Raw genomic sequence first — 24,267 nt, 5'->3', positions numbered from 1 at the left:
TCCGACCGGGTATTTGCTCATACTTGGCTCATGACTCAGCTGCTCCGCCCCGAAGGGCTCGTGCAATCCCCAGCCTTTACCCAGGTCGCCGTGGTCCCGCCGGGTGCGACCACGGTGTACGTCGGCGGCCAGAACGCCGTCGACGCGAGCGGCAAGCTCGTCGGCGGATCCGACGTCGCCGCGCAGGTCGAGCGAGTGCTGGCCAACCTGAAGACGGCACTGGCCGCCGGGGGCGCGACCGTTCAGGATGTGGTGATGCTGAACATCCTGCTGGTCGCGGAGGTCGATCTCGCCCAGGCTTATCCGGCCGCCGCCGCGGCGCTGGCGGGCGCGACGCCGCCGGTGATCGTCCAGCGAGTGGCCGGGCTGGCCGTGCCGGGCACGCTCGTCGAGGTCAGCGCGATCGCGGCGGTGATCCGATGAGCGTCGGGCAGACCAAGGACGCGGGCTGGCAGATCGGCGTCTCGAAGACGATCGGCCGCTCCGCCGAAGAGGTGTGGGACTTCATCACCTCGCCGGAAGGCGTGGCGATCTGGCTCGGCGAGGGCGTGACCGTCCAACCCGAACCCGGCGTCGGATACGAGACCGCCGACGGAATCCGCGGCGAGACGCGCAGCTTCCGCGAAATGGACCGGATCCGGCTCACCTGGCAGCCGACCGGCTGGTCGCACGAAACGACCCTGCAGCTGGCGGTGCGCGCCAGCGGTCCCGGCAAAGCGATGCTGCGCATTCACCAGGAACGGCTGGCCAATGCCGCCGAACGGGAGCAGCAGCGCCGCCATTGGCAGGGAGTTCTCACCGAACTGATCACCGCGCTTGCCTAGCCCGCGACTGACGGAGGACCCTGGTGCGCAAGCGGTTCACCGGCAGGAGGCGCGATGCTCTGCGTGTTCGACGTCAACGAGACGCTGCTCGACCTGACCGCGCTGGACCCGCTGTTCACCCAGCTCACCGGAGCCCCGGAAGCACGGCAGGAATGGTTCACCCTCGCGATCCACACCGTGCTCACGGTGACCGCGGCGGGCCAGTACCGCGATTTCGCGCAGATCGCCGGAGAAGCCGCGGTCGCCGTCTGCGCACGGCACGGCCACGAACTGACCGACGCCGAGCTGGCGAACGTCGGCGACGGCCTGCGTTCTCTCCCCGCCCACGCCGACGTCGTACCCGGCCTTGACCGCCTGCACCAGGCCGGACACCAGGTCGTCGCCCTCACGAATTCGCCGCTCGCCACCGCCGAAGCACAGCTGCAGAACGCTGGCCTGGCAACGAAATTCGACCGGATCTTCTCCGCACAGCAAGTCAGCCGGCTCAAGCCCGCGCCGGAGCCGTACCACCAGGTGCTGCGCGCCTTCGCCGTCGAACCCGGCCAGGCGGTGATGATCGCCGCGCACGGCTGGGACATCGCCGGGGCACAAGCCGCCGGACTCCGGACCGCGCTGCTCGCGCGTCCCGGAGTCCATCCGCTGCCCGGCCTGCCCGCCGCCACCTACACGGCGGCGACGATGCCCGAGCTGGCTGACGCGATCGTCAGGAACTGAGGCGCACCAGCATTTTGCCGGTGTTGGCGCCGCTGAGGAGACCGAGGAAGGCTTCCGGCGCGTTGCGGATACCGTCCACAAAGGTCTCCGAGTACTTGATCTCGCCGGACGCGACGAGCGGCGCGACCTCGGCCACGAACTCCTGCATCAGGTGCCAGTGGTCCAGCACGAGCAGGCCGCGCATGGTGATCCGCTTCGCGATGAGCTGCACCAGGTTGCGCGGCGCCGGCGTCGGCTCGGTGGCGTTGTACTGCGAGATCATGCCGCAGATGGCGATCCGGCCGTGCAGGTTCATCGACGCGATCGCGGCTTCCAGGTGCTCGCCGCCGACGTTGTCGAAGTAGACGTCGATGCCCTCGGGCGCGGCCGCGGCGAGCTGCTCGGCGACCGGCCCGTCCTTGTAGTTGAAGGCGGCGTCGAAGCCGAGCTCCTCGGTGAGGTAGCGGACCTTCTCCGCCGAACCCGCGCTGCCGATCACGCGCTTGGCGCCCTTGAGCCGCGCCAACTGTCCGACGAGCGAGCCGACCGCACCGGCCGCGCCGGACACGAAAACCGTGTCGCCGGGCTTGAATTCCGCGCTCACCAGCAGTCCGGAGTACGCGGTGAGGCCCGGCATCCCGAGCACGCCGAGGTAGGTCGAGAGCGGCGCGACGGAATCGTCCACTTTGACCGCTCGCTTGGCGTCGAGCACCGCGTGCGTGCGCCAGCCCGCCTGGTGCAGCACGTGATCGCCGGGCGCGAAGTCGTCCACAGTGGACTCGACGACCTCGCCGACCGCGCCGCCCTGCATGGCCTCGCCGACGACGAACGGCGGCGAGTAGGACTTCACGTCGTTCATCCGGCCGCGCATCGCCGGGTCGACGCTCATCACCAGGTTGCGCACCAGGATCTGCCCGGGACCCGGCTTCGGCACCTCGGTCTCGACGATGTCGAAAGTGTCCATGGTCGGGACGCCGTGCGGACGGGCCGCGAGCCGGATCTCGGTCGCTGTGGGTGCGTTCACCGTCGAACTCCGTTTCGTTCAAGCTGGACTGAAGCGGGGCGCGCGCCCCGTCTATCCGGCCAACGAAGCAACCGGGGCGCGCATTCCGATTGTCCCCGGAGCTGTGGCAAGCGCTACACGATCTCCGCGAGCTTGCCGAGCACGCCGTCGTAGATCTTCTTCAACCCGCCGGGCGCGAAGGTCTTCTCGAAGAAGCCGCCGACGCCGCCCGCGCCGTCCCAGCTGGTCTCGATGCGGACCAGCGAACGCTCGCCGGAGGCGGTGACGGTCCAGGTGGTGACCATGCTGGAGTTCGCGTCGGTCTCGACGAGGGTGCCCGGTGCCGGCTCGGTCACCGTGGCCGCGACGTCGCGCACGCGCTTGGACGTGGCCTGCAGCTTCCAGCTGGCCTTCGTGCCGGCGCCGACGCCGCCTTCGCTGACCTCGTAGTCGCGGTAGTGCTCGGTGAGCAGCTTCGGCCGGGTCTCGGCGTAGTCCGCGACCAGCTCACGCACGCGTTCCACCGGCGCGTCGATCGTGCGCTCCGCGGTGGCCGTGACCTTGCCCATGTCGTTTCCCCTGCTCTCCTCGGTTTCCGCCGCAGTCACCTTCGCACACGCGCGGAAACCCCGGGAGTGGCGGTACGCACCCGCCACTCCCGGAGAGCGTCAGGACAGGCCCTGCTGCTTCAGCCAGTCCTTGGCCACGTCGGCGGCGGGCTCGCCGTCCGCGTCGACCCGCTTGTTCAGCTCGCGCATGCCGTCCGTGGTGAGCTTCGCGCTGACCGCGTTGACGACCGTCGCGAAGTCGGTGCCGCGCTCGTCGAGCACCTTCTTGTTCACCGCGGGCACCACGTTCTCGGTGGGCACGATGGTGAGATCGTCCTTCAGCGCGACGTACTGCGAGTCGCCGACCAGCGGGCTGACCGAGTCGACCGGGATCACCGTGACCGCGCCGGAGTTGAGCTGCTGCACGCGCGGCCCGGCCTCCTGCACGGTCTGGAAGGTGGCGTTCGTCAGCTTGTAGATGTCCTTGAAGCCCTTGAAGCACGGCAGCCGCTTCTCGCACTCCGGCGGACCGGCCATGACGACCTTGTCGAGCTTCTTCAGGTCGCTGATCGACGCGATGCCCTTCGACTTCGCGACGTCGGCCTTCACGATGTAGGTGTTCTTGTCCTCCGCGGCCGCGTAGTTCAGCAGGCCGACGCCCTCCGGTGCGAACAGCTTCGACAGCTGGTCGTGCTCGGCCTTGGCGTCCTTAGTGGCCTCCTTGCCGAAGCCGGTCGTGATCGCCGCGCCCTGGTACTCCGGCAGGAACTGCAGCTCGCCGGATTTGAGCGACGGGTAGACCAGCTCCCGCGAGCCGAGATTCAGCTTCCGGGTGACCGGATAGCCCTTGGCCTCCAGCGCGCCCGCGTAGATCTCGGCCAGGATCTGGCTGTCGGTGAAGTTGAACGAGGCGACGACGATCGGTGCGCCGCCCTTGCTCGGCGCGGCCGGCTGGTCGCTTCCCCCACCGCACGCGGTCAAGCCGAGCGCGGCCGTCGCCAGCAGCGCGGCCACTCGGATGTTCCGGGTCCAGCGCACGTGTCCCCACACTCCTCAGTTCACTCGTTAGTGGGAATGGACCCTAACCGCGACCCCCGACAGAAACCACTGGTTAGGAATCCTCGCCACGGAATCTCAACGGCCGGAATATTGTCGCTCGATCGGGGTAAGGTCGCGCCGTGCACGCGTCCGTGACCCCGCTGCTGGCCGACAGCAGCCGTCCCCTCTTCGAATGGCGGTGGGTCGAACGCAACGCTGACGCGATTCTTCAGCGGCTCGGCGAGCACATCGCCCTCACCGCGACCGCGCTCGGCGTCGGTCTCGTGCTGTCGCTCGCGCTGGCCACGCTGTGCCTGCGCTACCGCTGGTTCTATCCGTTCGTCGTGGGCGCCGCGGGCGCGCTCTACGTGATCCCGAGCCTCGGCGCGTTCGCGCTGCTGGTTCCGCTGCTCGGGTTCACCTTCGCCACCTCGGTGATCCCGCTGGCGACGTACACGCTGCTGATCCTGATTCGCAACATCGTGACCGGCGTGCAGCAGGTGCCGACCGAGGTGCGCGAAGCGGCGGTCGGGATGGGCTTCACGCGGCGGCGGCTGTTGTGGCAGGTGGAACTGCCGCTCGCGCTGCCGGTGGTGATCGCCGGGCTGCGGGTGGCCGCGGTGACGACGATCGGCCTGGTCACCGTCACGTCGCTGCTCGGCAACGGCGGGCTCGGCTATTTCATCCGCGCCGGCATCCAGACGCCGATCCCCAACCCGAGCCCGATCATCGTCGGCATCGTGCTGTCGATCGCGCTGGCCGTGCTCGTCGATTTGCTGCTGTGGCTGAGCGAACGCGCGCTGGCCCCGTGGGCGCGGAGGGCGGTCCGATGAGCTTTTTCGCGCAGCTGAGCCAATGGCTGGCCGATCCGAACCGCTGGAGCTGGACCGACCCGGCCGGGATTCCGTTCCGGACGGTGCAGCATCTGTGGTTTTCCGTGCTGGCGCTGGTGATCTCGATCGTCCTGACAGTCCCGTTCGCGCTGTGGCTCGCGCACTACCGGCGCGGTCAGTTCCTCGCCAGCAGCGCGGTGAACATCGGCCGCGCGATCCCGAGCTTCGGGCTGATCATCCTGTTCTGGTTCCTGGCCAGCCGCTAGGGTGCGAACACGGACTTCTGGCCGCTGCTGCTCGCGCTCGTCGCGCTGGCGCTGCCGCCGCTGTTCACCAACACCTACGCCGGGGTGGTGCAGGTGGAACAGGAGGTCGTCGACGCGGCGCGCGGCACCGGGTATCGCGAATGGCAGATCATGCTGCGCGTGGAACTGCCGCTGGCGTCGCCGGTGATCGTGGCCGCCGCGCGAGTGGCGTTCCTGCAACTGATCGCGACGGTCGCCATCGGCGCGATCGTCAACGACGGCGGCGGTCTCGGCCGCTACATCGTGGACGGCTTCGCCCTCGGCGAGCAGGGCCACGGCGAGATCTTCGGCGGCGGCGTGGCGGTGGTGATCCTGGCGTTGGTGTGCGAGGGGTTGTTCGCGCTGCTGACCAAACTGGCTACGCCCCGCGGTCTCGCACTGCAGCAGGCACGGCGGGACTCCTGAGTGTTTATCGCGGTTCCAACCGTGACGAACACTCACGACACACCACGGCCAGCCGCTCGATCTCTGCCCCCAGCGACCGGTCGACCACCACCGGCTCGATCCTCTCGGCCAGCCAGGCGTAGGCGTCGGCCAGCCCCGGTGCTCCTCGGGTCTTGAGCAGATACCGCGCCTGCCGCCCGGCGATCAGCTCGCACGCGGTGATGGCGAAGAAGCGGTCGATGACTGTCTCCAGCTCGGCACCGGCCTTGCTGGCAAACGCTTGCACGTCCTCCTGACCAGCGGAAGTGTCGATCGACCCGAGCGTCGCCGGTGCGGCCAGCCGTCGCATCGCGTGCAGCTCGCCAGCCGCGCGTTTGTGCAGCGGCGTGAGCCCAGCCTGTGGACCCGGATCCACCGCAAGCTGGGGCGGAAGACCGCTGAACTGCGGGTCGAGGAGGCGGTGGAGGCGCTGCACCGAGACCTCGGCCGCGTGGATGAGCGCTGCCTTGACGGCGTCCATCCGGAGGCCCAGCGCGGCTGCGTGATAGCCGGTCGTCGGGATGAACTCCCCGTCGAGGAAGGCCGGGGAGTCCGCCGGAGTTTGCCAGGACTCGTGCAGGGTTTCCCGCAGTTCCTCGACGGTGTGGTTGACGTATTCGAGTACCTTCGGGCCGACTCGCACCGAGATCGGTGCCTGCACGACTCCCTTTTTTGCGACGGCTCCTTCGATGAGTTTCTCGATCCGCGTACCGCGGTAAATCGCTTGCGGCGCACCAAGAACGTCCACGCTGATCGCCGCGCAGACCGTCTGCCAATCGACCAGCCGACGCGCTCTTTCGCCGCAAACCCACGCGTACGCCTCGGCCAGCGGCGAGCCCTGGATGAGGCTCGCCCCTTCCTTCGGTCCGAGCGCGAACGGCTTCACCCCGCGTTGGTGCAGCGCCTCCGCCGCCGGGACTTCGATGCCGTCCTCGATGACCGTGCCGAGCCCGACGAAGGTCTGGAACGCGTGCGCCAGCGGGATGATCTCGCCCGCGCTGCCGAGGCTGTCGCGCGGGACCGCGGGAAGGAACCCGTCGTTGATCCGGTCGGCGAGGAAGCCGACCAGCTCGGGGCTGACCGCCGCGTCGCCGCGGAGAAACCCGCGCAACCGCATGCGCAGCAACGCCCGGGTCAACTCCGGCGACAACCACGGCGGTCCGCCCACCGCCCGGCCGACGAGGAGATTGCGCTGGTGGTCGGCCTGCTGCTCGCTGGTGAGCCGGGTCCCGGCGAGCCGCCCCATCCCGGTGTTGACGCCGTAGACCGGGCTGTCGTTGTCGAGCGCGGTCAGCATCGCTTCGCGCTGCCGCTTGAGCGCTTCTCGCGCAGCCGGGCTGACCTCGACCGGTCCCAATTCGTCCATTATGGACAGTTCAGCGCGCGAGCCCGTCGATGACCTCGGCGTTCGGCAGCCCCGCGAGAGCCGAACCGGAGATCAGGAGCTTGCTGCCGCGGATTCCGCTGCCGATCACCAGCTCCGGCGCGTCCGCGACGGCCTGGTCGACGAGGATCGGCCAGTCCGCGGGCAGGCCGACCGGCGTGATGCCGCCGTACTCCATGCCGGTGAGGGAAACGGCCTCGTCCATCGGCGCGAACGACGCCTTGCGCACGTCGAGCCGGCGTTTGATGACCCCGTTGACGTCGGCGCGGGTGGTCGCGAGCACGAGCGCCGCCGCGAAGCGAACCTCGCCGGCGCGCTTGCCGGCGACGACAACGCAGTTCGCGGACGCGGTCAACGGCGACCCGTAGGCCTCGCAAAACGCGGCGGTATCGGCGAGTTCCGGATCGATCTCGGTGACGCCGAGCGCGTCCGGCGCGGGCATCGCGGCCAACGCCTTGGCGACAGGCTCGGCAAGCAGGTCAGTACGGGTCGGCGCGGGAACGACGGTGAGGCTTCCGGCGATAGTCCAGGTGGTCACCGGCCCGAATGTAATCGGCTCGGCGCTCCGGTCACCAGTTGCGGTGGCCCCGCTGGACCTCGATGAGCTTCGGCCGCACGTCGACGATGTAGACGAGCGCCGCCGCCATCGCGGGCACCCAGAAGATGAACCCGGGCCCCTGGATCTGGAACAACACGAGCGCGAGCGTGGCCCCGCCGGTGATCAACATCCAGATCGGCTTGGTCTTGCGATCGGCCGCCGAGTACGCGTCAGCTCGTTGGAGCAGCGCGTGAACGAAGGCGAAGAGCCCGACCAAGGCGCTGCCCCAGTGGATGACCCAGAGGATCCATTCGGCAACCAGCACGACGCCAGCTTACGGCAAACCGCCCACGCCGCCCGCTCCCCCAAACCCCGATGCCGCCGGGTGACTGCTGGTCAGGGTCGGGTCGAGCGGGTTAGCCATGGTCGACCGCCGCGGCGAGGCTCGAGGTGACAACGGTCACTTCCGACGGCCGCCTCGCCCCAACTGAGTCCCTGCTCGAACGCGGCTCTTTGCTCGGGTTAGGTCGGACCTACCCGCTTCGCGGCGAGCTTAGGCCGGACCCAACGACGGTCTTCCTAGCTAGGCCCGACCCAACGAGAATCCGGCCAACCTAGGCCGGACCTAATCACGCTCGCCCAAGCTAGGTCCGACCCAACGAAGCTGTCCCAAACTAGGCCCGACCCAACGAGACTCGGGGAAACCTAGGCCGAACCCAGCCACACCCCACCAGCCAGGCAGCACCCAACGAATCTCCCCAAGTCAGGCCCGTCCCAAAACCAGTCACCGCCGCCATGGCCCCGACACACCGACGCCGCCGAAAACTCCCCCAGCACAGCACACGGCGACCGGACCAAACCTCGGCCCGGCCGCCGTGCGACCCCTCGATCTTCAATTCTCGCCCTCGGCGACCCCGGCGCAAACCGAGTCACCCCAACGATTCCGGCGCCGAAGCGCCCGAACCGCCGTCAGTGCGGGTGCGGCGCAGGTGCGACCGTCACTTCTCCGTCTTCGGCGCGGCCGGCTTCTTGGCGTTCGCCGTGGTGCTGGTGGTGGTACGACGGGCAGGCGCGGCAGTCTTCGGCGCGGTGCGGTTCGCGGCCTTGCGGGCCACCGACCGGGTCTCGTGCGCGACGTTCTCGCCGATCTCCTCAACCGCGTCCGCGGTCTCGCCAGCCACCTCGGTCACCTTGCGAGCAGCCTTCTCACCAGCGGAACGGGTGCGCTTGGTGACCTTCGACAGCACGCCGTCGACGCGCTCGCGGGTCTCCTCGGTCAGGCCGTCGACGCGCTCCTGCGCGGCGGTCAGCGCGTCGTCCAGCTGCTCGAGGGCCTTCTTGACCTGCGGCTGCGCGGCGATCTTGTCCCAGGCCTGCTCGCCCGACTCGGCCAGCTTGTTGTACAGCTTCAGCGCGGCCTCGGTGTACTCGTCGATGGCCTTGCGCAGTTCGGCCGGGTCGAGCTTCTCGCGGAGGCTCTCGACGTCGGTCGGCAGCTCCTCGAAGCCCTTGCGCGCGGCCTCGGTGTTCTTGGTGACGTTGGCGCGGGCCTTGGAAACCGCGTCGGTCACGGCCTGGCTGGCCAGGTTGCCGGCGCCGAGCGCGGCGAGCAGCGGGGTGCGGACCTGGTCGAGCGCGGTGTTGACGGCCTTGCGGACGTCCTCGGTCTTGGGCGTGGTCATGCCGACTCCTCAGTGGTCTCTTGGGTGGTCTTCGGTGCGGTGGTGCTCGCGGCGGCGTTTTCGCGCCGGAAGGACTCGTAGACGTCGAGCAGGACCTGCTTCTGCCGTTCGGTCAGCTCGGCGTCGGCGCGGATCGCGTCGCCGACCGGGCCGCCGGTCGGCAGGTCGAGAATCCCGGCCTGCACGTACAACGCTTCGGCCGAGATCCGCAGCCCTTTGGCGATCTGCTGGAGGATCTCCGCGCTGGGTTTGCGGACCCCGCGCTCGATCTGGCTCAGGTACGGATTGGACACTCCGGCGAGTTTCGACAGCTGGCGCAGCGAAATCTTCGCGGAACTGCGCTGCTGGCGGATGTACTCGCCGATGTCGGAGGCGATGTCCGCGACCTTGTCCATGGGGCGCTGTGCTCCGCCGGGTTCTGTCATCCGGTCACCTCCTCGCGACCTACTCGACAGTACGCTCGCGTGCTAGCTATTGCAAGCACCCTGCTTGCAACCATCGGGTGTGGTTCCGCTCACCCCGTTACCCTGGGCTTATGCGGGCACAACGGTTGCGTCGACGCCTGGTCCGGCAGCTCGTCGAAGAGGACGTGCTGCACGACGAAGCCTGGGCCGAGGCCTTCGCCACCGTCCCGCGGCACGCGTTCCTGCCGCGCTTTTTCGTGCCCGCCGGCGACGGCTGGGCGGCGATCGACCGCGCCGACCCGGACTGGCTGGACCGCGTCTATTCGCGCGACGTCCTGGTCACCCAGCTCGACGACGACCCGGCGCTCTGGGATCGCGCCCGTGCCCACGGTCCGGTCCCCGGCGTGCCGACCAGTTCGTCCAGCATGCCCGCGATCATGGCGATCATGCTGGAAGAACTCCTGGTCCGCGAGGGTGATCGCGTGCTGGAGATCGGCACCGGAACGGGCTACAACGCGGGTTTGCTGTGCCACCGCTGCGGTTCCGGCCAAGTGTCCACAGTAGACATCGACCCGGACATCGCGGCCGCCGCGCAGGAACGCCTCGCCTCCTGCGGCTACGCACCCGCGTGCGCCACCGGCGACGGCGCACTCGGCTTCCCGGCCGGAGTTCTCTTCGACCGGGTCCTGTGCACCGCGTCGGTATCGCGGATTCCCCTTGCCTGGCTTGCCCAAACACTCCCCGGCGGGCACGTCGTCACCACGCTCAACCGCCCGCTCGGCGGCGGGCTCGTTCGCCTCACCGCAGGCGAAGGCACGACCGCCGAAGGCCAAGTCCTGGCCCGCGACGGCCGATTCATGCCCCTGCGCGCGCATCGCCTCCCACCGCTCGCAGAACTGCCTCCCGCAGAGGACACACAATGGCGCGCTACGGAGCTTTCGATGTCAGATGTCCTTAAGCCACAACGGCATTTCGAATTCTTCGCCTCGCTTGAACTACTTGACGTACGCCCGGTGCACGTCGAGCCGAACGGAGCCTTCGCACTGTCCCATCCGGACGGTTCCTGGGCCCGCACCCGCCGCACTGACTCCGGTTTCGAGGTAGCACAAGGAGGTCCGCGCTCTCTGTGGGATCTCGCCGAGGACGCGCACCGCCGCTGGGAATCGCTGGGCCGCCCCAGCCGATCCCGCTTCGGGCTCACGGTGAACAGCGACGAACAAACCTTCTGGCTGGACGATCCGCAGTCGGACAACCGCTGGCCGTTGCAGGAACTCAAATCTGACGGCGGATCTTCCCAGTAATCGAGACAGCCGCCAGGCTTTGGGCCGTTTGGCTGTGCGCACTGCATCGTCCGCAGTATCACCGGTATCAGGCTGGACGACATCCCTTGAAAGAGAGAAGACTAATCCCAGCCCCGATCAGCGATGGTCCCGGCCGCCCGCATCAGCAACGCTGTCGGACAACGGACGAGAGGCGGCCGCCATGACCGGAGCGCCCAGATTGTTCTCCGTCGACGACTCCCTGTCCAAGGCCAGGGCCCGCACCGGGATCTTCACCAGCTACGCCCTGCCGGGCGCGGTGCTGCTCGCGATAGGGGTGTCCTTCGCAAGCAGCGAGGTGCACATGAGCTGGAGCGGCGTGACCACCTTGGCGACCGTGGATCGCGTTGATCACCGCGGAAAGCAGAATATCGCCTCGATCACCTTCGATGACTCCAGAGGTCACCGCCTCCCCCAGCAATCCGTCGACGTGGACCGCACCGTCTATCCCGGCGGCCGCCTCGCGGTCGTCTACCTGCCCGACGACCCCTCGAGCGTGGAGCCTGTCGCTGCCCGCGAACTCACGGTGCCGGTCGCGGCGGGAGTAGCCGTCCTGGGCGCCGTATTGCTGTTCTGGGGGATCCAGGTGCGGCGGCTCCAACCCGCCAAGCGGATACCGGCTGGGCGGCCGGTGGCTGAGCCCCGGCGCCCCCAGGGTCGCGCGTCGCTGACGTCGAAGAGCGACTTCGGCCCTGTTCGCCGCCCAATGGGCAAACGCGAGCGCAGACGGACCACCAACCGGTAGCGGCCAGCCGAACACGCGCTCACCGAGGACGGCCGGCAAAGGCGAGTATTGGTTGGAAGAAATGCCGTCGAACTGAGGCCGACCTTGAGTGGCACCGCCGTGCGAAGCCCCAGCTCACTCAAGAGCGACCTGCCGCACTGGTCAACCCTCCAGCCGTGCGGCTGATATGCCTCTGATTCAGCCCACCAGCCCGCGCAGCAGCCCTTCCAGATCGCGCTCGCCGACCCGCGTTTGCGCGCCCCGCGCGAGTCCGCCGCGAATCAGCGCTTCCGCCGCGGGGCGAGTGAATTGCCCTGCCCAAGCATCGTGTTCCCGCTGAAATCCGTTGGAAAGATCTTCCGGTGCCATAGCTTGTTTCGCCGCGGCGATCACGCCTTCCGGCAACGCGGCGATGTTGCGCGCCAACTGATCGACAAATTCGTCCAATTCGTCGTCCGGCACCGCCCGATTGACCCAGCCGTAGCGTTCCGCAGTCCGCGCGTCGTACAACTCGGCGCCAAGCACCGCTTCCAACGCGCGATTGCGACCGATCCGGTTCGCCAGATACTGCGTCCCTCCGCCGCCCGGCACAATCCCCATCAGCGCTTCGATCTGGCCGATGCCCGCGGCGCCGATCGCCGCGAAGGTCATGTCCGCGGCGGCGACGAACTCCGCCCCGCCGCCGCGCGCCAGACCGGCCAGTTTGACGATCGTCACCTGCGGCTGACGCCGCAGCAACTCGCCCAGTGCCTGGAAAACGTTGAGCCCCGACGGCACGTCGGGGGCGAACTGATCGAACGCGTCCGGCGCGTCGACCAGCGACATGTCGACGTGGGCGATGAAGAAGTCCGGGTCGGCGCTGTCGAAAACGACCACCCGCGCCGATGCGTCGTCCCGCAGCGTCGTCAGGAGGCGCCGGAGGTCCGCCATGAGAGCGACGTCGAGGACGTTGACGGGCGGGTTGTCGATCGTGACGCGGACGAGGCCGGCCTCGCGGCTCACTCGCAGGGTCGCGTAGGCGTCGTGGGGCATGCGGGTCTCCGATACGTATCCGGCAGGCAGCTAGGTTCCTGATGCATACCTAGACTCGGACCCGGATCGACCAGCGTCAATAACGCACTTTGGGCATCGCAAGGATCATGGAGGATACCGAGATGGCCGCCCCTGACACCGGAACCGTCTACCGGGCCGACTGCCCCAGCCGCCCGATCCTCGACCAGATCGCGGACAAATGGTCGATGATGGCGATGGCCGTGCTGGAGGAGCCGCGGCGGTTCAACGACATCAAACGCCGCCTGGAAGGCGTGACGCAGCGGGTGCTGACCCAGACCCTGCGCCGCCTGGAGCGCAACGGCATGATCGTCCGGCGCGTACTGCCGACGTCCCCGGTCGGAGTCGAGTATTCCCTTACCCCGCTTGGCGAATCCCTCCGCGAGCCATTCGGCAGGCTGTACGACTGGACTGTCGCGCACACCGGGGAGATCCACGAATCCCAGCAGCGGTACGACGAACGGCTCCGCGCGGAAGAATCGTGAAGGGTCGCTAGGTCCGACCCAGCCAAATCCCGCTCACGCACCAATTCCTAGGTCCGACCCAATTCTGGCCCGAACCCACTTCTCCACTTCGGTCACGACGTCGTCGAGCCGGGCGTCCGTCGTGTCGATGGACTCGACCTGCCCGCGTATCCACAGGTTGAACTCGAGCATCTCCTCGATGCGCGGCTCGTCCCACTCCCGCCACGCCGGCCGGGCGCGCAGCCGTCGCCGGAGGGTCTCGTTGTCCGCGACCAGCGCCAGATAGTGCACGTCCGAGAAGAAAACGCGCTCTGGCAACGGTTCCAGCTCCTGCGGCGCGACCGTCCCGCACAGCACGACCGGCCGTCCGTTCTGGTGCAGCATCGCCGCCATCCGCAACCAGGCCCCGCGAAATGCCGGATTCCCCGGTTCGTCGTCGCGCAACGCGCCAGTCCACAGCACGTCCTGCTCCAGCACGACAGCCTCGCCCGCCAACCGCTGCGCCAGCTTCGGCCCGACTGTCGATTTGCCGCCCGCGCTCGGACCGGTCAATGCGAACAACGGCAGCCGCCGAAACGGCCACCGCTCCCCGCACTCCGCGCACCGCAAGAGGTCCCCGTCAGCCTGTGGACAACTCGCCCGATCGCCGCAGGCCGGACAGATCCGCAGGTCAAGTGCTACCGGATCGGCGGACAACTCAGTCGAAGAGATTCTCGAGGAAACTGCGCTTGCGGCGCCGATCGTACGGCCGCGGGGAATCCCCGTAGCCGCCGCGGTACGGCCGTGGCGAGTCCGCGTGCCCGCCCCGGTACGGGCGCGGCGAATCCGAATGCCCTCCCCGGTACGGACGGGGCGAATCCGAGTACCCGCCCTGGTAAGGACGAGGCGAATCGGCACGGGCGTACTGCGGCGGCTGCTGCCGGTAGAACGCGCTCTCCGCACCGGCGATCTGCTCCAGTTCGCCGCGGTCGAGAAAGATCCCGCGGCAGCCGTCGCACTGCTCGATGTGGACGCCGTTCTTGTCGACCGTGCGCATCATGTTCTGACACTTCGGACAAATCACGCATCCGACCCTACGCGGATTCGCCGCACTGCGTCAGCAGGCGCAGAGGCAGAACGGGTGACCGACCGGATCGGCGTACACGCGGAAGGTCTTCGGCGAATCGTCGAGCAGCTTCGCACCCAGCCCGAGAATGCGCTGGTGAGCGGCCTCGAGATCGGGGACGTCCAGGTCGAGATGCGCCTGCTGCGGCGTGTCCTGCGACGGCCATTCGGGGGCGCGGTAACCGGCCACCCGCTGAAACTCCAGCCGGACGCCGCCGCGCGGGTCGACGAGCGTGGCCCAGTGGTTGTCCTCGGCGATCTCAGGTTCGGCCCACTCAAGGACGGAGCGATAGAAGCCGGCCAGTGCCGCCGGGTCCGGACAGTCGAACGCAACGCCGCCGAACGTCGGAATCGCACCCATGGTTCGTCCACCCTCTCCTCGTTTCGTAACCAGTAAAGCGAGTATGTCGGTTAGGTCACCAGGTCGCAACCGATATCGCCCGTACACTGGGGAGGTGCACACCGACGCTTCCCTGGTGGTCGCCTTTCTCAACACCGTCGACATCGAACGGGGCGACGACCTGCTGGACGATCCGGGACTCTGGCGGCAGTGGGCCGCGGACCACGACGTGACACCGAACGATCCCGCCGAAGCCCGCGCGGTGCGAGACAGCCTGCGCGCCGCAGTCGGCGATCCGCGGCTGCCCGCGACCACGCTCGACGTCCCGCTCCGCTTCACCCTCACCGACACCGGCCCGACGCTGCTCGCCCCCGACGCCGTCACCGCGACCCTCGCCGCCGCCACCCGAATGGCCATCCGCGGCGACTGGGTCCGCCTGAAGATCTGCCCCGCCGACGACTGCCTGTGGGCCTTCTTCGACGAATCCCGCAACCGCTCCCGCACCTGGTGCTCGATGCGCGTCTGCGGAAACCGCGAAAAAGCCCGCTCGTGGCGCGCCCGCACCGCGGCTGTGCACAACTAAGCCCCTGTGGACAACTTGTCCACACACACCACATATGCACGTGCAGATGCCCCGGATCCCCACAAGTTGTGGACAGCGATTAGGCCATCACCGTGAATTCCTGTGGATAACCCCGGGGATAACTCAGCTTCCTGTGGACAACTGGTTTGAGCGCCTCGCGGCTGTGGTATAGGACGCCGCGCATACGATCGGCCACCCGCCGCACCCGTCCGAGGCAGGGCAGAAGACCAAGGAAACGCGGCCGACACAGCGGCACCAGACCACCGAAGGCGACCTCGGACTCGTACTCGGCTCCGGGTTCGGGCCGCTGCGACTGCTCTTGCACGCGGAGCGTGGGCTCGGGGCTCGGGGCTCGGGGCTCGGGGCTCGGGGCTCGGGGCTCGGGGCTCGGGGCTCGGGGCTCGGGGCTCGGGGCTCGGGGCTCGGGAACAGTCTCCGCTCACTCCCGAAGCACGCGCGCTCGAACCGAGATCCGCTGAGGTCGCGAGCGATCCCACCGGAGCTTCCCCGCCGACGAATTCCGCTCAACCACAACGAAATCCACCTCAACCAGCAGTCAGACCCCGCCGCGCCGCCCCCGCCACAACTGGCAACCCGCCCCACGCGGGGCAATCACCGCAACCGCCAGCTAGCCCTCAACTCGCCCACCGCACAGCCTTCACCACGGCCGCTGCCCAGCCGTCGGCCAGCCACGCGCGCCACGACTCACGCCGCAACCGCCCAGCCCTCACCGCACTACCGCCGAACCAGCCCCCAGCCCGGCCCACAGCGGCACCCCCACACCGCAAACCCCCACCCTCAGAACAACAACTGCGCGACCGCGTAAATCACCAGCCCGGCCAGCGCCCCCACCACGGTCCCGTTGATCCGGATGAACTGCAGATCCCTCCCGACCTGCAGTTCGATCTTCCGCGAAGTCTCCTCGGCATCCCACCGCTCCACCGTGTCCGTGATGATCGTCGTGATCTCCCGCGAATAGTGGGTCACCAGGTAAACCGCCGCGCTCTCGACCCAGCCGTTCACCTTCGAGGTCATCGACGGGTCGTCCACCAGGCGTTTGCCCAGCGATTCCAACCCGCCCCGGACCCGCTGGCGCAGTTCGCTCGACGGGTCCTCCGCGGCGTTCAGCAGCATTTCCTTGGCCGTCGCCCACGCGTTGCCGATCAGTTTCTGCACTTCGCCGTGGCTCACGATCTGGCCCTTGACCTGCTCGGCCCGCTCCATCGTCTTCGGGTCGGTCTGCAGGTCCTGCGCGAACTCGCCGAGGAACTTGTCCAGCGCCAAGCGCATCGGGTGGTTGACGTCCGTTTTCACCGCCCAGGCGAACGTCAGGACCTCGCCGTACACCTTGTCCGCCAGCATTTCGTCCACGAACTTCGGCGACCAGCTCGGCGCGCGGTCCGAGACCACGCGCAGCATCGTCTGGTGGTTGTCCCGGACCCACTCATAGGCCCGGTCGCACATCAGGTCCACGAGCTTGTGGTGCGCGCCGTCCTCGAAGACGCCCGCCAGGATTTTGCCGAGCGGCGGGCCCCACGGTTTGTCGATCACGCGTTTGACCACGGCCTGCTCCATGATCGCCTGCACGTCCTCGTCGCGGAGCACGGTCACCGCGCCGCGCACGACTGTCGCCAGTTCCGACGTCACGCGTTCCGCGTTGTCGCGTTGCGAGAGCCAGCCGCCGAGCCTGCTGGCGACCTCCACTCGACGGAGCTTGTCGCGGATGACATCCGGGGACAGGAAGTTCGAGCCGACGAACTCGCCGAGGCTGTTGCCGAGCGCGTCCTTCTTGTTCGGGATGATCGCGGTGTGCGGGATCCGCAGCCCGAGCGGATGCCGGAACAGCGCGGTCACCGCGAACCAGTCCGCGAGCGCGCCGACCATGCCCGCCTCGGCCGCGGCGCGCACGTAGCCGACCCAGCCTCCCCAGCCCGCCGACTCCGCCCAGCTCGTCAGCAGGAACACGATCGTCGCGCCGAGCAGGAAGGACAGCGCGACCAGCTTCATCTTGCGCAGGCCGCGCCGTTTCGCCTCTTCGCCGGCGGTGCCGCCGGGCGGATCCGCGGGCGTGACCTTGGCAGGGGTGAGTTGCTCCACACCGCCATTGTCCGTGAGGATGCGTTCTCGTGCGTGAACCAGCTCTCGTCCCCCGCCTCCGCCCGTTCACCTCGACGGTCTTCGCGGAGATGACCGCGCTCGCCGTCCGGCACGACGCGGTCAACCTCGGCCAGGGGTTTCCGGACACCGACGGGCCCGCCGGCATGCTCGAAACGGCGAAGAACTCGCTGTTCGGCGGCGACAACCAGTACCCGCCCGGGCCGGGCCGTCCGGAGCTGCGCGCCGCGATCAGCAGGCACCGCCAGCGCTACGGCGCCAGCTACGACCCGGACACCGAGATCCTGGTCACCGCGGGTGCGACCGAGGCCATCGCGGCGACGCTGATCGCGCTGACCGAGTCCGGCGACGAGGTGATCGTGGTCGAGCCGTACTACGACTCGTACGCCGCCGCGGTCGCGATGGCCGGCGCGCAGCGGCGCGTGATCGGGCTCGTCGAAACCGAGGGCGGACAGCTCGAACTCGACCTCGACGCCCTCCGCGACGCGATCACGCCGAGCACTCGCGCGGTGCTGCTGAATTCGCCGCACAACCCCACCGGCACGGTGTTTTCGCGCGCGCAGCTGGAGGAAGTCGCGCGGCTGTGCGTCGAGCACGATCTCATCGCGGTCACCGACGAGGTCTACGAGCACCTCGTCTTCGACGGTGCCGAGCACCTTCCGCTCGCGTCGTTCCCCGGGATGCGCGAGCGGACCGTCGCGATCTCGAGCGCGGGCAAGACGTTCAACTGCACCGGATGGAAGATCGGCTGGATCTGCTCGACGCCAGAGCTGGTCGCCGCGGTGAAGGCGGCGAAGCAGTTCATCACCTTCGTCTCCGGCGGACCGCTGCAGCCGGCCGTCGCGTACGCGCTCGACAACGAGCTTGAGTGGGTCGAAAACCTGCGCGTGAGCCTGCAAGAGAAACGCGATCGGCTGTCAGCCGGCCTTGCTGATGCGGGATTCGCGGTACGGCCGAGCGCGGGGACGTACTTCGTGACGGCTGACGTGCGTCCGCTCGGTTTCGACGACGCCGCCGAACTCGCTTGGACGCTGCCAGAACGCGCCGGAGTCGCCGCGGTACCCGTCAAGGTGTTCACGGATCACCCGGACGAGTGGAAACACTTGTTGAGGTTCGCGTTCTGCAAGCGCAACGAGGTGATCGACGAAGCCGTCGAACGCCTGCGGAAACTCGTCTGACGACTGCGGTCCGGCCGCGGTTTGTCCCTGCGGGAACGGCGATACCGAGAGTGTCGCGGTGGCCGAAACATCGGGTCAACACCCGAATTCGCGTCTCCGGAGGGCCGCCCGGATGGCCGCATCCGCCCCGGTTGAGGCGACGCAGGGTGATCGACTAGGGCGGATCGGACACCAGAGCCGGTGCGGACGTTCCGCCTTACGGGGTGGATCGAGCGCGGGAGAGATGAAACACTCGCGTCCGGTGCTAGAAAGAGGGCAGCCCCGGGGGACCTGCGACCTGGCCGGAAGAGAGCCCCAGCAAGATCAGTCTCGTGCGGTGGGCCGCACGAGCTTCAGGCGCGGACGGTGGTGGTGGCGTGACCGGCATGGCGACCCCGCGCGGCCTCGCCCAGCCCGCGCCGTCCGGCGCGAGCGCAACGGGTTCCGCGCTGCTGGGAATGGTCGAGCGCGCTGAGCGGAATGCCTCCTTCGCGCGCGCGGGCGCGGGCCGGCGGCCACGCGCCTGGGCGGCGCCGATCGCCCGACCGGCCGCACGAATCGCCGTCGCCGGCGGACTCACCCTGGCCGGATGGCTGCTCGGCGCGGCGTTGTCGCAGGCGAACGCGGCGAGCACCGACCACTCCGACCACGCCGACCGTCCGATCGCGTCGACGCACGACACCGACCCGGAGCACCGCTACGCCGGGACGGCCACGTCCGGCACGCTCACCTGGGCCATGCCCGGCGCGGCGACCGGTGCCAAGCGCGCCAGCCTGCACCGGTTCCAGGTCTCCGCCGACGACTACCGGCCGGACGTGAGCTTCCGGTCGGTCACTTCGGCCGGAAGCGACCCGCAGAACCCGGGCCACCACGTTTCCCGGCCTGAGCCGGCGGCCACGGTGACCAAGCCAGCCAAGCTCGCCAAGCCGAAGAGCCCGGTCAAGCCAAAGCACCACGCGCCGGCGAGCAATCCCGCGCCCGAAGCCGCCACCCGGCCCGGCCTTCTCAGCGGTGCCAGCAACGCGCCCCAGCCCGGCACCAGCGGCGACCCCGAGCAAGGCACCCTCACCGGTGCCAGCAACGCATCCCAGCCCGGCACCCTCAGCGGTGCCAGCAATGCGCCCCAGCCCGGCACCCTCAGCAGCACCAGCAACGCGCCCCAGCCCAGCATCCTCAGCAGCACCAGCACCGCATCCCGGCCCGGCCTCCTCAGCAGCATCACCAGCGCACTCCAGCCCCAGCCTGGCAACATCGCCAGCCACGAACCCCAGCAAGGACTCCTCGGCGGCCTTCTCGGCGGCTCCGACCGCGAGTCCGGCCCAGGCCTGCTGAGCGGCCTCCTCGGCAGCCCCGAACACGGCCAGCCAGGGCTCCTCGACGGCATCCTCGGAACCGTCGACGACACCGTCGACACGACCCTGCACACCACCGTGACCTCGGTCGACACGGTGATCGACACCGCGCCGATCCGGGTCGTCGAACAGCCGGTCCGCCCCGTCGAACCCGCGCCGTCGGCCAGCGGCTCGGTCACCGCCTCCGTCCCCGCGACGAAGCTGGCGAAAGAACCCGAAGCGCCGGTCGTCGTGAAGGCCAGCAAACAGCCCGTCGCCGTCGCGCACACCGCGCCCGCCCGCGTCGTCGCCGCACCGCCCGCCGCTAAGCAGGAGACCCAGCCCGCGCCTCCGGTCAAGGAGCGCAGCCGGGCCGGCGGCGGCAGCAGCGGTGGCGGCGAAGGCCTCCCCTCGGCTCCGGCCGCGCCTGCCGCACCCGCGTCGACTGCCTCGCCGGGACACGACGGTTCCGGCGGCCTGCGCCAGCTGTTCGCGCTCGCCGGCGACGGCGACACCGTCACTCAGCTCAAGCTCATCGGCGTCAGCCGCGACCACGAGGTCGACGGCGCCGGCAGGGACGCCGCCCTGCCGACCACCTCCCCGGACTGACCGCCCGACCGGTTATCCGGGGAGAGCTACGTCCACGTCAAGATCAACTTCTTGATCGCGCGCGCCCGTTCGCTGCGCCGGGCTCACCCCTTCGCACCACTGTCACTTCGAACCAGGGGCTGAACCATGACCGCACTTCCCGACCGGCCGACCGCGCCCGGCCGGATCGGGTCCCGGTCCCGGCGCCGCGCGGCCCCCGCGGCGCCGGGACCCACCACGGGCGTGCTCCGGAGGCTTTCGCTCACCGCGCCGAGCGAAAGCCTGCGCCAACCGAAGCTCGCCTGAACCGAGGGCGCTTCCCGGCACTTCGAGGGGCTGTGCCGGGAAGCGCCTCGGACGATCGGCCGGTGCGCCGGACAGGAGACCGCCACCCTCCCTGGAGTGGCTGGATCCCATCCGGTGCACCGGCTGTTCACTTTTCCGGGAGAAAACCGCGCTACGTCACCGGAATCCGTTCCGCGGGCACGTCCGCGCAGCCGCGCACCGAGGCCGCCGCCGCGCTGACCCGCCGCACCGCCTCCGGCAACTGCTCGCGCGGCAGCCCGAACGGCAGCCGCAGCCAGCGTTCCAATCCGCCGTGCACCCCGAACCGCGATCCGGGTGCGAGCTGCACCCCGCGATTCGCCGCCGACACGGCCAGCCGCGTGCTCATCGGCTCCGGCAACCGGCACCACACCGACAATCCGCCGGACGGCACCTGGAATGTCCACTCTGGACAGTACTTGCGCAGTGCCGCGACCGTGATGTCCCGCTGCTCCCGGAATTCCGTCCGCCGCCGGGCGAGCACCTCGTAGCCCTCCGGTTCCAGCAACGCCGCCAGCACCAGCTGATCGAACACCGGCGCGCCGAGATCGACCGCGAACCGCGAGGACTGCAACCGGTCCAGCAGATCCGTCGACGCCCGGATCCAGCCCAGCCGCAGCCCGCCCCACTGCGATTTCGCCGCCGATCCGACGCTCAGCACCAGATCCCCGCCGAACGCGGCCAGCGGCGGCGGACCGTCCACCGGATCGCCCTCGTAATCCAGCTCTACCAACGATTCGTCGACCACGACCGGTGTCCGCGATCGGGCGAGCAGCCCGCCGAGCCGTTCGCGCCCGGCCGCGTCGAGACGGAGTCCGGTCGGATTCTGGAAGTCCACCACGAGGTAGCCGAACCGGGGCGCGGCCTGGCGCAGCGCGGCCTCGATCCCGGGCAGATCCCAGCCGTGCACCGGATCGAGCGCGACTGGCACCGGCAACGCGTGCGTCGCGCGGACGGCGTCGATGGCGTTGGGATACGTCGGTTGTTCAAGCAGGACCCGGTCGCCCGGCCCGGTCAGCATCCGCAGGCAGAGCACGAACGCGGAGTACGCCCCGGACGTCACCAGCACCTGGTCCGGCGTGGTCGGCAGCCCGCGCGCGGTGTAGCGCTCGGCGATCCGCTCGCGCAGCCGCGGGAGCCCGCCCGTGAGGTAACCGTTGCCGCTGGCGTACTCGACGAGGTCCCGCCGCGCGGTGTCGAACGCGGCCATCAGCCCAGGCACCGCAGGCGGCGCGGCCCGCGCGAGGTCGAGGAGGTCGTCGCGAACCGCCTCGGCCTCGTCGCGGTTCCCCACCCCGGCCACCCACGACCCAGCCCCGCGACGGCTGGCGACGAGACCGTCCGCGCGGAGCCGGTCGAGCGCCGCCCCGATGAGCGTGCGGCTGACGCCGAGCGCGTCGGCGAGTTCGCGCTCGGCGGGCAGCCGGGTGCCGATCGGCAACTGCCCGTCGAGCACGTGCAACTCGACCGCCGCCGCGAGGTCGGACGCACCCTGCCGGGAGCCACGCTGCCGCCATTCCCCCAGCAATGTGGCCAATCGCCGTCCCGAGATGCGTCCGCCTAGAGGTTCCATAAGGCCAATTATTGCGCATTGGCCATGGCATATCAGGCCAGTTGTCGCCAATAGTGGAGAAGTGGCAGCTATCGACCTCAGTCCGCTCAGCATCCGCCGATCCCCCGCGCGCCGCGGCGCCCAGTTGTTCGCCGGTCTCGCGCTCTACGGCGCGAGCATGGCCATGCTCACCCGAGCCCGCCTCGGCCTCGACCCGTGGGACGTGCTGAACGACGGCCTGACCAAGCTCACCGGCCTGACGTTCGGCACGATCAGCGCCGTCGTGGCGGTGTTCGTGCTGCTGCTGTGGATCCCGCTACGGCAGCGCCCCGGCATCGGCACCGTCGCGAACATCGCGGTGATCGCCGTGGCCGTCGACGCGGTGCGCGCCGTACTGCCGGACCAGCACGTGCTCGTCTGGCAGATCCTGATGCTGATCGGCGGCGTAGTCCTGAACGCCGTCGCGACCGCGGTGTACGTCGGCACCCGCCTTGGCCCCGGCCCGCGAGACGGCCTGATGACCGGCCTGCACGCCCGAACCGGCTGGTCAGTGCGCCTGGTCCGGACCGGCATCGAGGTCCTTGTCCTGGCCGCCGGCTGGCTGCTGGGCGGCTCGGTCGGCGTCGGAACCGTGCTGTACGCCCTCAGCATCGGCCCGCTGACCCAGGCCCTGCTCCCCCTGGTCACTTGGCGCACCGGGCCGGACGAGCGAGAACAGCATTAGCGACCGCCGACGGCCTGGCGGACCGCCGGGTAGTCAATGCCGCGCGCCGCAAGGAAATCAGCGACCGGACCGCGCTGTTTGACGAGCGCGAGCAGCAGATGCTCCTGCCCGAGATGCTTGTCGCCGAGATCGTGCGCCTCCCGCACGCTCATCTGCAGCGCGTTCTTGGCCTCCGAGGTGAACGGCAAGTGATTGCGCCGGCTGCGCCGCCCAGCCTCAGCGAGCGCACCCGGCCCATGCGTCTGCTCGATCCGGTCCACAATCTGATCGACGTCGATGCCGAACTCGGTAAGCGCCTCGGCATCGGCGTCACTGATCCCGCCACGCCGACGCACCCGGGCAAGCTCCGCGAAGACGTCGTCGCGAGACACCCCGAGCACCCGCAACAGCCGCACCGCCTCGCCGTTCTCAACCCGCGCCAACCCGGCGAAAACGGCCTGCGCGGAAATCTCGTGCGCCCCCGCCTCATGCGCCGCCGCCTGCGCCTCGACCACCGCTCTCCGGGCGTCATGGGTGAACTTCTCGAACATCAATGCCTCCCGTACTTCTTGTGTACGGCCTGCCGGCTGACCCCCAACTCGGCCGCAATGTCCTGCCAAGACCAGCCGTGCAAGCGCGCGCTGCGCACCTGCACCGCCTCCAACTGCTCCAGCAACCGCCTCAGCGCCGCCACCGCCCGAAGCCCCACCCGGGGATCCCGGTCACCGGCGCGAGCGGCCAGATCCGTCGCTTCCGTCATGATGTCAATCTAGGTTGACGCTCGCACTCCTGTCAACCTCCGTTGACACCCCAGGTCCGTCAGGGCCACCTTCACGGACTCTGAGTCCCTCAGGGTTCCCCTCACAACCCGCCGAAGTCCGTGAGGGGAACCTTCACAGACCCAGATTCCCCCAAGGAGCCCTTCACAGCCCGCCCCATCTCCGCGACGCACCCAACGCGGCGTTCGGTGCGTCCCGCGCACCCAATGCGGCATTGGTTGCGTCGCACGCACCCAATGTGGCATTGGGTGCGTCCCGCGCACCCAGTGTGGCGTTCGGTGCGTCGCATGCACCCAATGCCACATTGGGGCGCTAGCCCCACCCACCAACAAACCGCACCGGCGCACCTCGACAAACCGCACCGGTGCACCCAACTATCGAGGCACCCAGCCCCTCCCCCAACCCCGATACGAAGCCTCCCTGCGGTTCGGGGGTGCTTGTCAAGGCATCTTTCCCGCC

Annotated in this window: 28 protein-coding genes and 1 pseudogene; 13 read left to right on the top strand and 16 right to left on the bottom strand. The window is 69.2% G+C overall.

Going from position 1 to position 24,267, the window contains the following annotated elements:
* Positions 1 to 30 precede the first annotated feature (30 nt).
* From ACFXI3_RS40980 to ACFXI3_RS40970, 3 genes are read left to right on the top strand one after another with little or no spacing between them, the layout of a single operon-like run.
* Entirely contained in the window at positions 31 to 423 is a 393-nt protein-coding gene (locus ACFXI3_RS40980) for a RidA family protein (RefSeq protein ID WP_378407074.1), read from the top strand.
* Positions 420 to 824 (top strand): SRPBCC domain-containing protein, encoded by a 405-nt coding sequence (locus ACFXI3_RS40975; protein WP_370932351.1) that lies wholly within the window; start codon positions 420 to 422, stop codon positions 822 to 824. The genes ACFXI3_RS40980 and ACFXI3_RS40975 overlap by 4 nt, the downstream gene beginning before the upstream one ends.
* 54 nt (positions 825 to 878) lie before the next feature.
* Positions 879 to 1,538, top strand: a complete 660-nt coding sequence (locus tag ACFXI3_RS40970) for a haloacid dehalogenase type II (protein WP_378407072.1) — start codon at positions 879 to 881, stop codon at positions 1,536 to 1,538.
* Here the strand turns inward: ACFXI3_RS40970 and ACFXI3_RS40965 are convergent.
* From ACFXI3_RS40965 to ACFXI3_RS40955, 3 genes are all read right to left on the bottom strand, one after another.
* Entirely contained in the window at positions 1,528 to 2,541 is a 1,014-nt protein-coding gene (locus tag ACFXI3_RS40965) for an NADP-dependent oxidoreductase (RefSeq protein ID WP_378407070.1), read from the bottom strand. The two genes, ACFXI3_RS40970 and ACFXI3_RS40965, sit on opposite strands and share 11 nt — an antisense overlap.
* A 113-nt stretch (positions 2,542 to 2,654) precedes the next feature.
* Positions 2,655 to 3,089 (bottom strand): SRPBCC family protein, encoded by a 435-nt coding sequence (locus ACFXI3_RS40960; protein WP_344288118.1) that lies wholly within the window; start codon positions 3,087 to 3,089, stop codon positions 2,655 to 2,657.
* A gap of 99 nt (positions 3,090 to 3,188) precedes the next feature.
* Positions 3,189 to 4,106, bottom strand: a complete 918-nt coding sequence (locus tag ACFXI3_RS40955) for an ABC transporter substrate-binding protein (protein WP_344288116.1) — start codon at positions 4,104 to 4,106, stop codon at positions 3,189 to 3,191.
* Between the two features lie 140 nt (positions 4,107 to 4,246).
* Between ACFXI3_RS40955 and ACFXI3_RS40950 the strand changes: the two genes are divergently transcribed.
* Both ACFXI3_RS40950 and ACFXI3_RS40945 read left to right on the top strand, forming a co-directional pair.
* Entirely contained in the window at positions 4,247 to 4,939 is a 693-nt protein-coding gene (locus tag ACFXI3_RS40950) for an ABC transporter permease (protein WP_344288114.1), read from the top strand.
* Positions 4,936 to 5,649, top strand: a pseudogene (locus ACFXI3_RS40945) (ABC transporter permease). The gene ACFXI3_RS40950 and the pseudogene ACFXI3_RS40945 overlap by 4 nt, the downstream one beginning before the upstream one ends.
* 4 nt (positions 5,650 to 5,653) lie before the next feature.
* Here ACFXI3_RS40945 and ACFXI3_RS40940 read toward each other — a convergent pair.
* The 5 genes from ACFXI3_RS40940 to ACFXI3_RS40920 form a co-directional block, all read right to left on the bottom strand.
* Positions 5,654 to 7,033 carry an aromatic amino acid lyase gene (locus ACFXI3_RS40940; RefSeq protein ID WP_378407067.1) on the bottom strand — a complete coding sequence of 460 codons (1,380 nt, stop codon included), beginning with the start codon at positions 7,031 to 7,033 and terminating at the stop codon, positions 5,654 to 5,656.
* A gap of 10 nt (positions 7,034 to 7,043) precedes the next feature.
* A complete protein-coding gene (locus tag ACFXI3_RS40935; RefSeq protein ID WP_354746099.1) occupies positions 7,044 to 7,589 on the bottom strand; it encodes a YbaK/EbsC family protein in 546 nt (181 codons plus the stop codon).
* A 31-nt stretch (positions 7,590 to 7,620) separates the two neighbouring features.
* Entirely contained in the window at positions 7,621 to 7,914 is a 294-nt protein-coding gene (locus ACFXI3_RS40930) for a DUF2516 family protein (protein WP_344288105.1), read from the bottom strand.
* Positions 7,915 to 8,587: 673 nt separating this feature from the next.
* Positions 8,588 to 9,271, bottom strand: a complete 684-nt coding sequence (locus ACFXI3_RS40925; RefSeq protein WP_344288102.1) for a hypothetical protein — start codon at positions 9,269 to 9,271, stop codon at positions 8,588 to 8,590.
* Entirely contained in the window at positions 9,268 to 9,666 is a 399-nt protein-coding gene (locus ACFXI3_RS40920; protein WP_043836265.1) for a helix-turn-helix domain-containing protein, read from the bottom strand. Before ACFXI3_RS40920 ends, ACFXI3_RS40925 begins: the two co-directional genes overlap by 4 nt.
* A 140-nt stretch (positions 9,667 to 9,806) precedes the next feature.
* Here ACFXI3_RS40920 and ACFXI3_RS40915 point away from each other — a divergent pair, with 140 nt between their 5' ends.
* Both ACFXI3_RS40915 and ACFXI3_RS40910 read left to right on the top strand, forming a co-directional pair.
* Positions 9,807 to 10,976 carry a methyltransferase domain-containing protein gene (locus ACFXI3_RS40915; RefSeq protein ID WP_378407065.1) on the top strand — a complete coding sequence of 390 codons (1,170 nt, stop codon included), beginning with the start codon at positions 9,807 to 9,809 and terminating at the stop codon, positions 10,974 to 10,976.
* A 181-nt stretch (positions 10,977 to 11,157) separates the two neighbouring features.
* Positions 11,158 to 11,739: a hypothetical protein gene (locus ACFXI3_RS40910; RefSeq protein WP_378407063.1), complete on the top strand. Its 582-nt coding sequence runs from the start codon at positions 11,158 to 11,160 to the stop codon at positions 11,737 to 11,739.
* Positions 11,740 to 11,916: 177 nt separating this feature from the next.
* On the opposite strand, the gene ACFXI3_RS40905 is transcribed toward ACFXI3_RS40910, so the two are convergent.
* Positions 11,917 to 12,720: an enoyl-CoA hydratase/isomerase family protein gene (locus ACFXI3_RS40905; protein WP_378407061.1), complete on the bottom strand. Its 804-nt coding sequence runs from the start codon at positions 12,718 to 12,720 to the stop codon at positions 11,917 to 11,919.
* A 152-nt stretch (positions 12,721 to 12,872) separates the two neighbouring features.
* On the opposite strand from ACFXI3_RS40905, the gene ACFXI3_RS40900 reads away from it, so the two are divergent.
* Positions 12,873 to 13,253 (top strand): winged helix-turn-helix transcriptional regulator, encoded by a 381-nt coding sequence (locus ACFXI3_RS40900; RefSeq protein ID WP_378407059.1) that lies wholly within the window; start codon positions 12,873 to 12,875, stop codon positions 13,251 to 13,253.
* Between the two features lie 33 nt (positions 13,254 to 13,286).
* Here ACFXI3_RS40900 and ACFXI3_RS40895 read toward each other — a convergent pair whose 3' ends face one another.
* Genes ACFXI3_RS40895 through ACFXI3_RS40885 form a run of 3 tightly spaced genes read right to left on the bottom strand, consistent with a single transcriptional unit; the run spans position 13,287 to position 14,697 of the window.
* Complete coding sequence (locus tag ACFXI3_RS40895) at positions 13,287 to 13,928, bottom strand: AAA family ATPase (protein WP_378407057.1); 642 nt, start codon at positions 13,926 to 13,928, stop codon at positions 13,287 to 13,289.
* A gap of 1 nt (position 13,929) precedes the next feature.
* Positions 13,930 to 14,268, bottom strand: coding sequence for a zf-TFIIB domain-containing protein (locus tag ACFXI3_RS40890; protein ID WP_370940595.1), 339 nt, complete (start codon positions 14,266 to 14,268; stop codon positions 13,930 to 13,932).
* A 60-nt stretch (positions 14,269 to 14,328) separates the two neighbouring features.
* Positions 14,329 to 14,697: a VOC family protein gene (locus tag ACFXI3_RS40885; protein ID WP_378407055.1), complete on the bottom strand. Its 369-nt coding sequence runs from the start codon at positions 14,695 to 14,697 to the stop codon at positions 14,329 to 14,331.
* Between the two features lie 94 nt (positions 14,698 to 14,791).
* On the opposite strand from ACFXI3_RS40885, the gene ACFXI3_RS40880 reads away from it, so the two are divergent.
* Complete coding sequence (locus tag ACFXI3_RS40880) at positions 14,792 to 15,259, top strand: CGNR zinc finger domain-containing protein (protein WP_378407053.1); 468 nt, start codon at positions 14,792 to 14,794, stop codon at positions 15,257 to 15,259.
* Between the two features lie 798 nt (positions 15,260 to 16,057).
* Here the strand turns inward: ACFXI3_RS40880 and ACFXI3_RS40875 are convergent.
* A complete protein-coding gene (locus tag ACFXI3_RS40875) occupies positions 16,058 to 17,356 on the bottom strand; it encodes a DUF445 domain-containing protein (RefSeq protein WP_378407051.1) in 1,299 nt (432 codons plus the stop codon).
* Between the two features lie 29 nt (positions 17,357 to 17,385).
* Between ACFXI3_RS40875 and ACFXI3_RS40870 the strand changes: the two genes are divergently transcribed.
* The 3 genes from ACFXI3_RS40870 to ACFXI3_RS40860 all read left to right on the top strand — a co-directional run bounded on the left by ACFXI3_RS40870 (position 17,386) and on the right by ACFXI3_RS40860 (position 20,756).
* Positions 17,386 to 18,552, top strand: a complete 1,167-nt coding sequence (locus ACFXI3_RS40870) for a pyridoxal phosphate-dependent aminotransferase (RefSeq protein WP_378407049.1) — start codon at positions 17,386 to 17,388, stop codon at positions 18,550 to 18,552.
* A 356-nt stretch (positions 18,553 to 18,908) separates the two neighbouring features.
* The gene (locus ACFXI3_RS40865; RefSeq protein ID WP_378407047.1) at positions 18,909 to 20,471 is read left to right on the top strand and encodes a hypothetical protein; all 1,563 of its coding nucleotides are present in this window, start codon (positions 18,909 to 18,911) and stop codon (positions 20,469 to 20,471) included.
* A 126-nt stretch (positions 20,472 to 20,597) separates the two neighbouring features.
* Positions 20,598 to 20,756: a hypothetical protein gene (locus ACFXI3_RS40860; RefSeq protein ID WP_378407045.1), complete on the top strand. Its 159-nt coding sequence runs from the start codon at positions 20,598 to 20,600 to the stop codon at positions 20,754 to 20,756.
* Between the two features lie 151 nt (positions 20,757 to 20,907).
* Here ACFXI3_RS40860 and ACFXI3_RS40855 read toward each other — a convergent pair whose 3' ends face one another.
* Positions 20,908 to 22,347, bottom strand: coding sequence for a PLP-dependent aminotransferase family protein (locus ACFXI3_RS40855; RefSeq protein ID WP_378407043.1), 1,440 nt, complete (start codon positions 22,345 to 22,347; stop codon positions 20,908 to 20,910).
* Between the two features lie 61 nt (positions 22,348 to 22,408).
* Between ACFXI3_RS40855 and ACFXI3_RS40850 the strand changes: the two genes are divergently transcribed.
* Positions 22,409 to 23,050, top strand: a complete 642-nt coding sequence (locus ACFXI3_RS40850) for a hypothetical protein (RefSeq protein ID WP_344288077.1) — start codon at positions 22,409 to 22,411, stop codon at positions 23,048 to 23,050.
* Here the strand turns inward: ACFXI3_RS40850 and ACFXI3_RS40845 are convergent.
* Both ACFXI3_RS40845 and ACFXI3_RS40840 read right to left on the bottom strand, forming a co-directional pair.
* A complete protein-coding gene (locus ACFXI3_RS40845; protein ID WP_378407041.1) occupies positions 23,047 to 23,544 on the bottom strand; it encodes a Clp protease N-terminal domain-containing protein in 498 nt (165 codons plus the stop codon). The two genes, ACFXI3_RS40850 and ACFXI3_RS40845, sit on opposite strands and share 4 nt — an antisense overlap.
* 35 nt (positions 23,545 to 23,579) lie before the next feature.
* Positions 23,580 to 23,789, bottom strand: coding sequence for a DNA-directed RNA polymerase sigma-70 factor (locus ACFXI3_RS40840; RefSeq protein ID WP_020662999.1), 210 nt, complete (start codon positions 23,787 to 23,789; stop codon positions 23,580 to 23,582).
* Between the last annotated feature and the right edge of the window lie 478 nt (positions 23,790 to 24,267).

Origin of the sequence: Amycolatopsis sp. NPDC059235 (genome assembly GCF_042754125.1) — a bacterium.
Lineage (GTDB): Bacteria > Actinomycetota > Actinomycetes > Mycobacteriales > Pseudonocardiaceae > Amycolatopsis > Amycolatopsis albidoflava.
The sequence above is the reverse complement of the archived record's forward strand: the minus strand, read 5'-3'. Positions and strand labels throughout refer to the sequence as shown.

Coding starts and splice junctions, on each gene's coding strand:
- ACFXI3_RS40980 (WP_378407074.1), top strand. CDS start 31: ATGACTCAGCTGCTCCGCCCCGAAGGGCTCGTGCAATCCCCAGCCTTT.
- ACFXI3_RS40975 (WP_370932351.1), top strand. CDS start 420: ATGAGCGTCGGGCAGACCAAGGACGCGGGCTGGCAGATCGGCGTCTCG.
- ACFXI3_RS40970 (WP_378407072.1), top strand. CDS start 879: ATGCTCTGCGTGTTCGACGTCAACGAGACGCTGCTCGACCTGACCGCG.
- ACFXI3_RS40960 (WP_344288118.1), bottom strand. CDS start 3,089: ATGGGCAAGGTCACGGCCACCGCGGAGCGCACGATCGACGCGCCGGTG.
- ACFXI3_RS40940 (WP_378407067.1), bottom strand. CDS start 7,033: ATGGACGAATTGGGACCGGTCGAGGTCAGCCCGGCTGCGCGAGAAGCG.
- ACFXI3_RS40925 (WP_344288102.1), bottom strand. CDS start 9,271: ATGACCACGCCCAAGACCGAGGACGTCCGCAAGGCCGTCAACACCGCG.
- ACFXI3_RS40920 (WP_043836265.1), bottom strand. CDS start 9,666: ATGGACAAGGTCGCGGACATCGCCTCCGACATCGGCGAGTACATCCGC.
- ACFXI3_RS40915 (WP_378407065.1), top strand. CDS start 9,807: ATGCGGGCACAACGGTTGCGTCGACGCCTGGTCCGGCAGCTCGTCGAA.
- ACFXI3_RS40910 (WP_378407063.1), top strand. CDS start 11,158: ATGACCGGAGCGCCCAGATTGTTCTCCGTCGACGACTCCCTGTCCAAG.
- ACFXI3_RS40900 (WP_378407059.1), top strand. CDS start 12,873: ATGGCCGCCCCTGACACCGGAACCGTCTACCGGGCCGACTGCCCCAGC.
- ACFXI3_RS40890 (WP_370940595.1), bottom strand. CDS start 14,268: ATGCGCACGGTCGACAAGAACGGCGTCCACATCGAGCAGTGCGACGGC.
- ACFXI3_RS40885 (WP_378407055.1), bottom strand. CDS start 14,697: ATGGGTGCGATTCCGACGTTCGGCGGCGTTGCGTTCGACTGTCCGGAC.
- ACFXI3_RS40860 (WP_378407045.1), top strand. CDS start 20,598: ATGACCGCACTTCCCGACCGGCCGACCGCGCCCGGCCGGATCGGGTCC.
- ACFXI3_RS40855 (WP_378407043.1), bottom strand. CDS start 22,347: ATGGAACCTCTAGGCGGACGCATCTCGGGACGGCGATTGGCCACATTG.
- ACFXI3_RS40840 (WP_020662999.1), bottom strand. CDS start 23,789: ATGACGGAAGCGACGGATCTGGCCGCTCGCGCCGGTGACCGGGATCCC.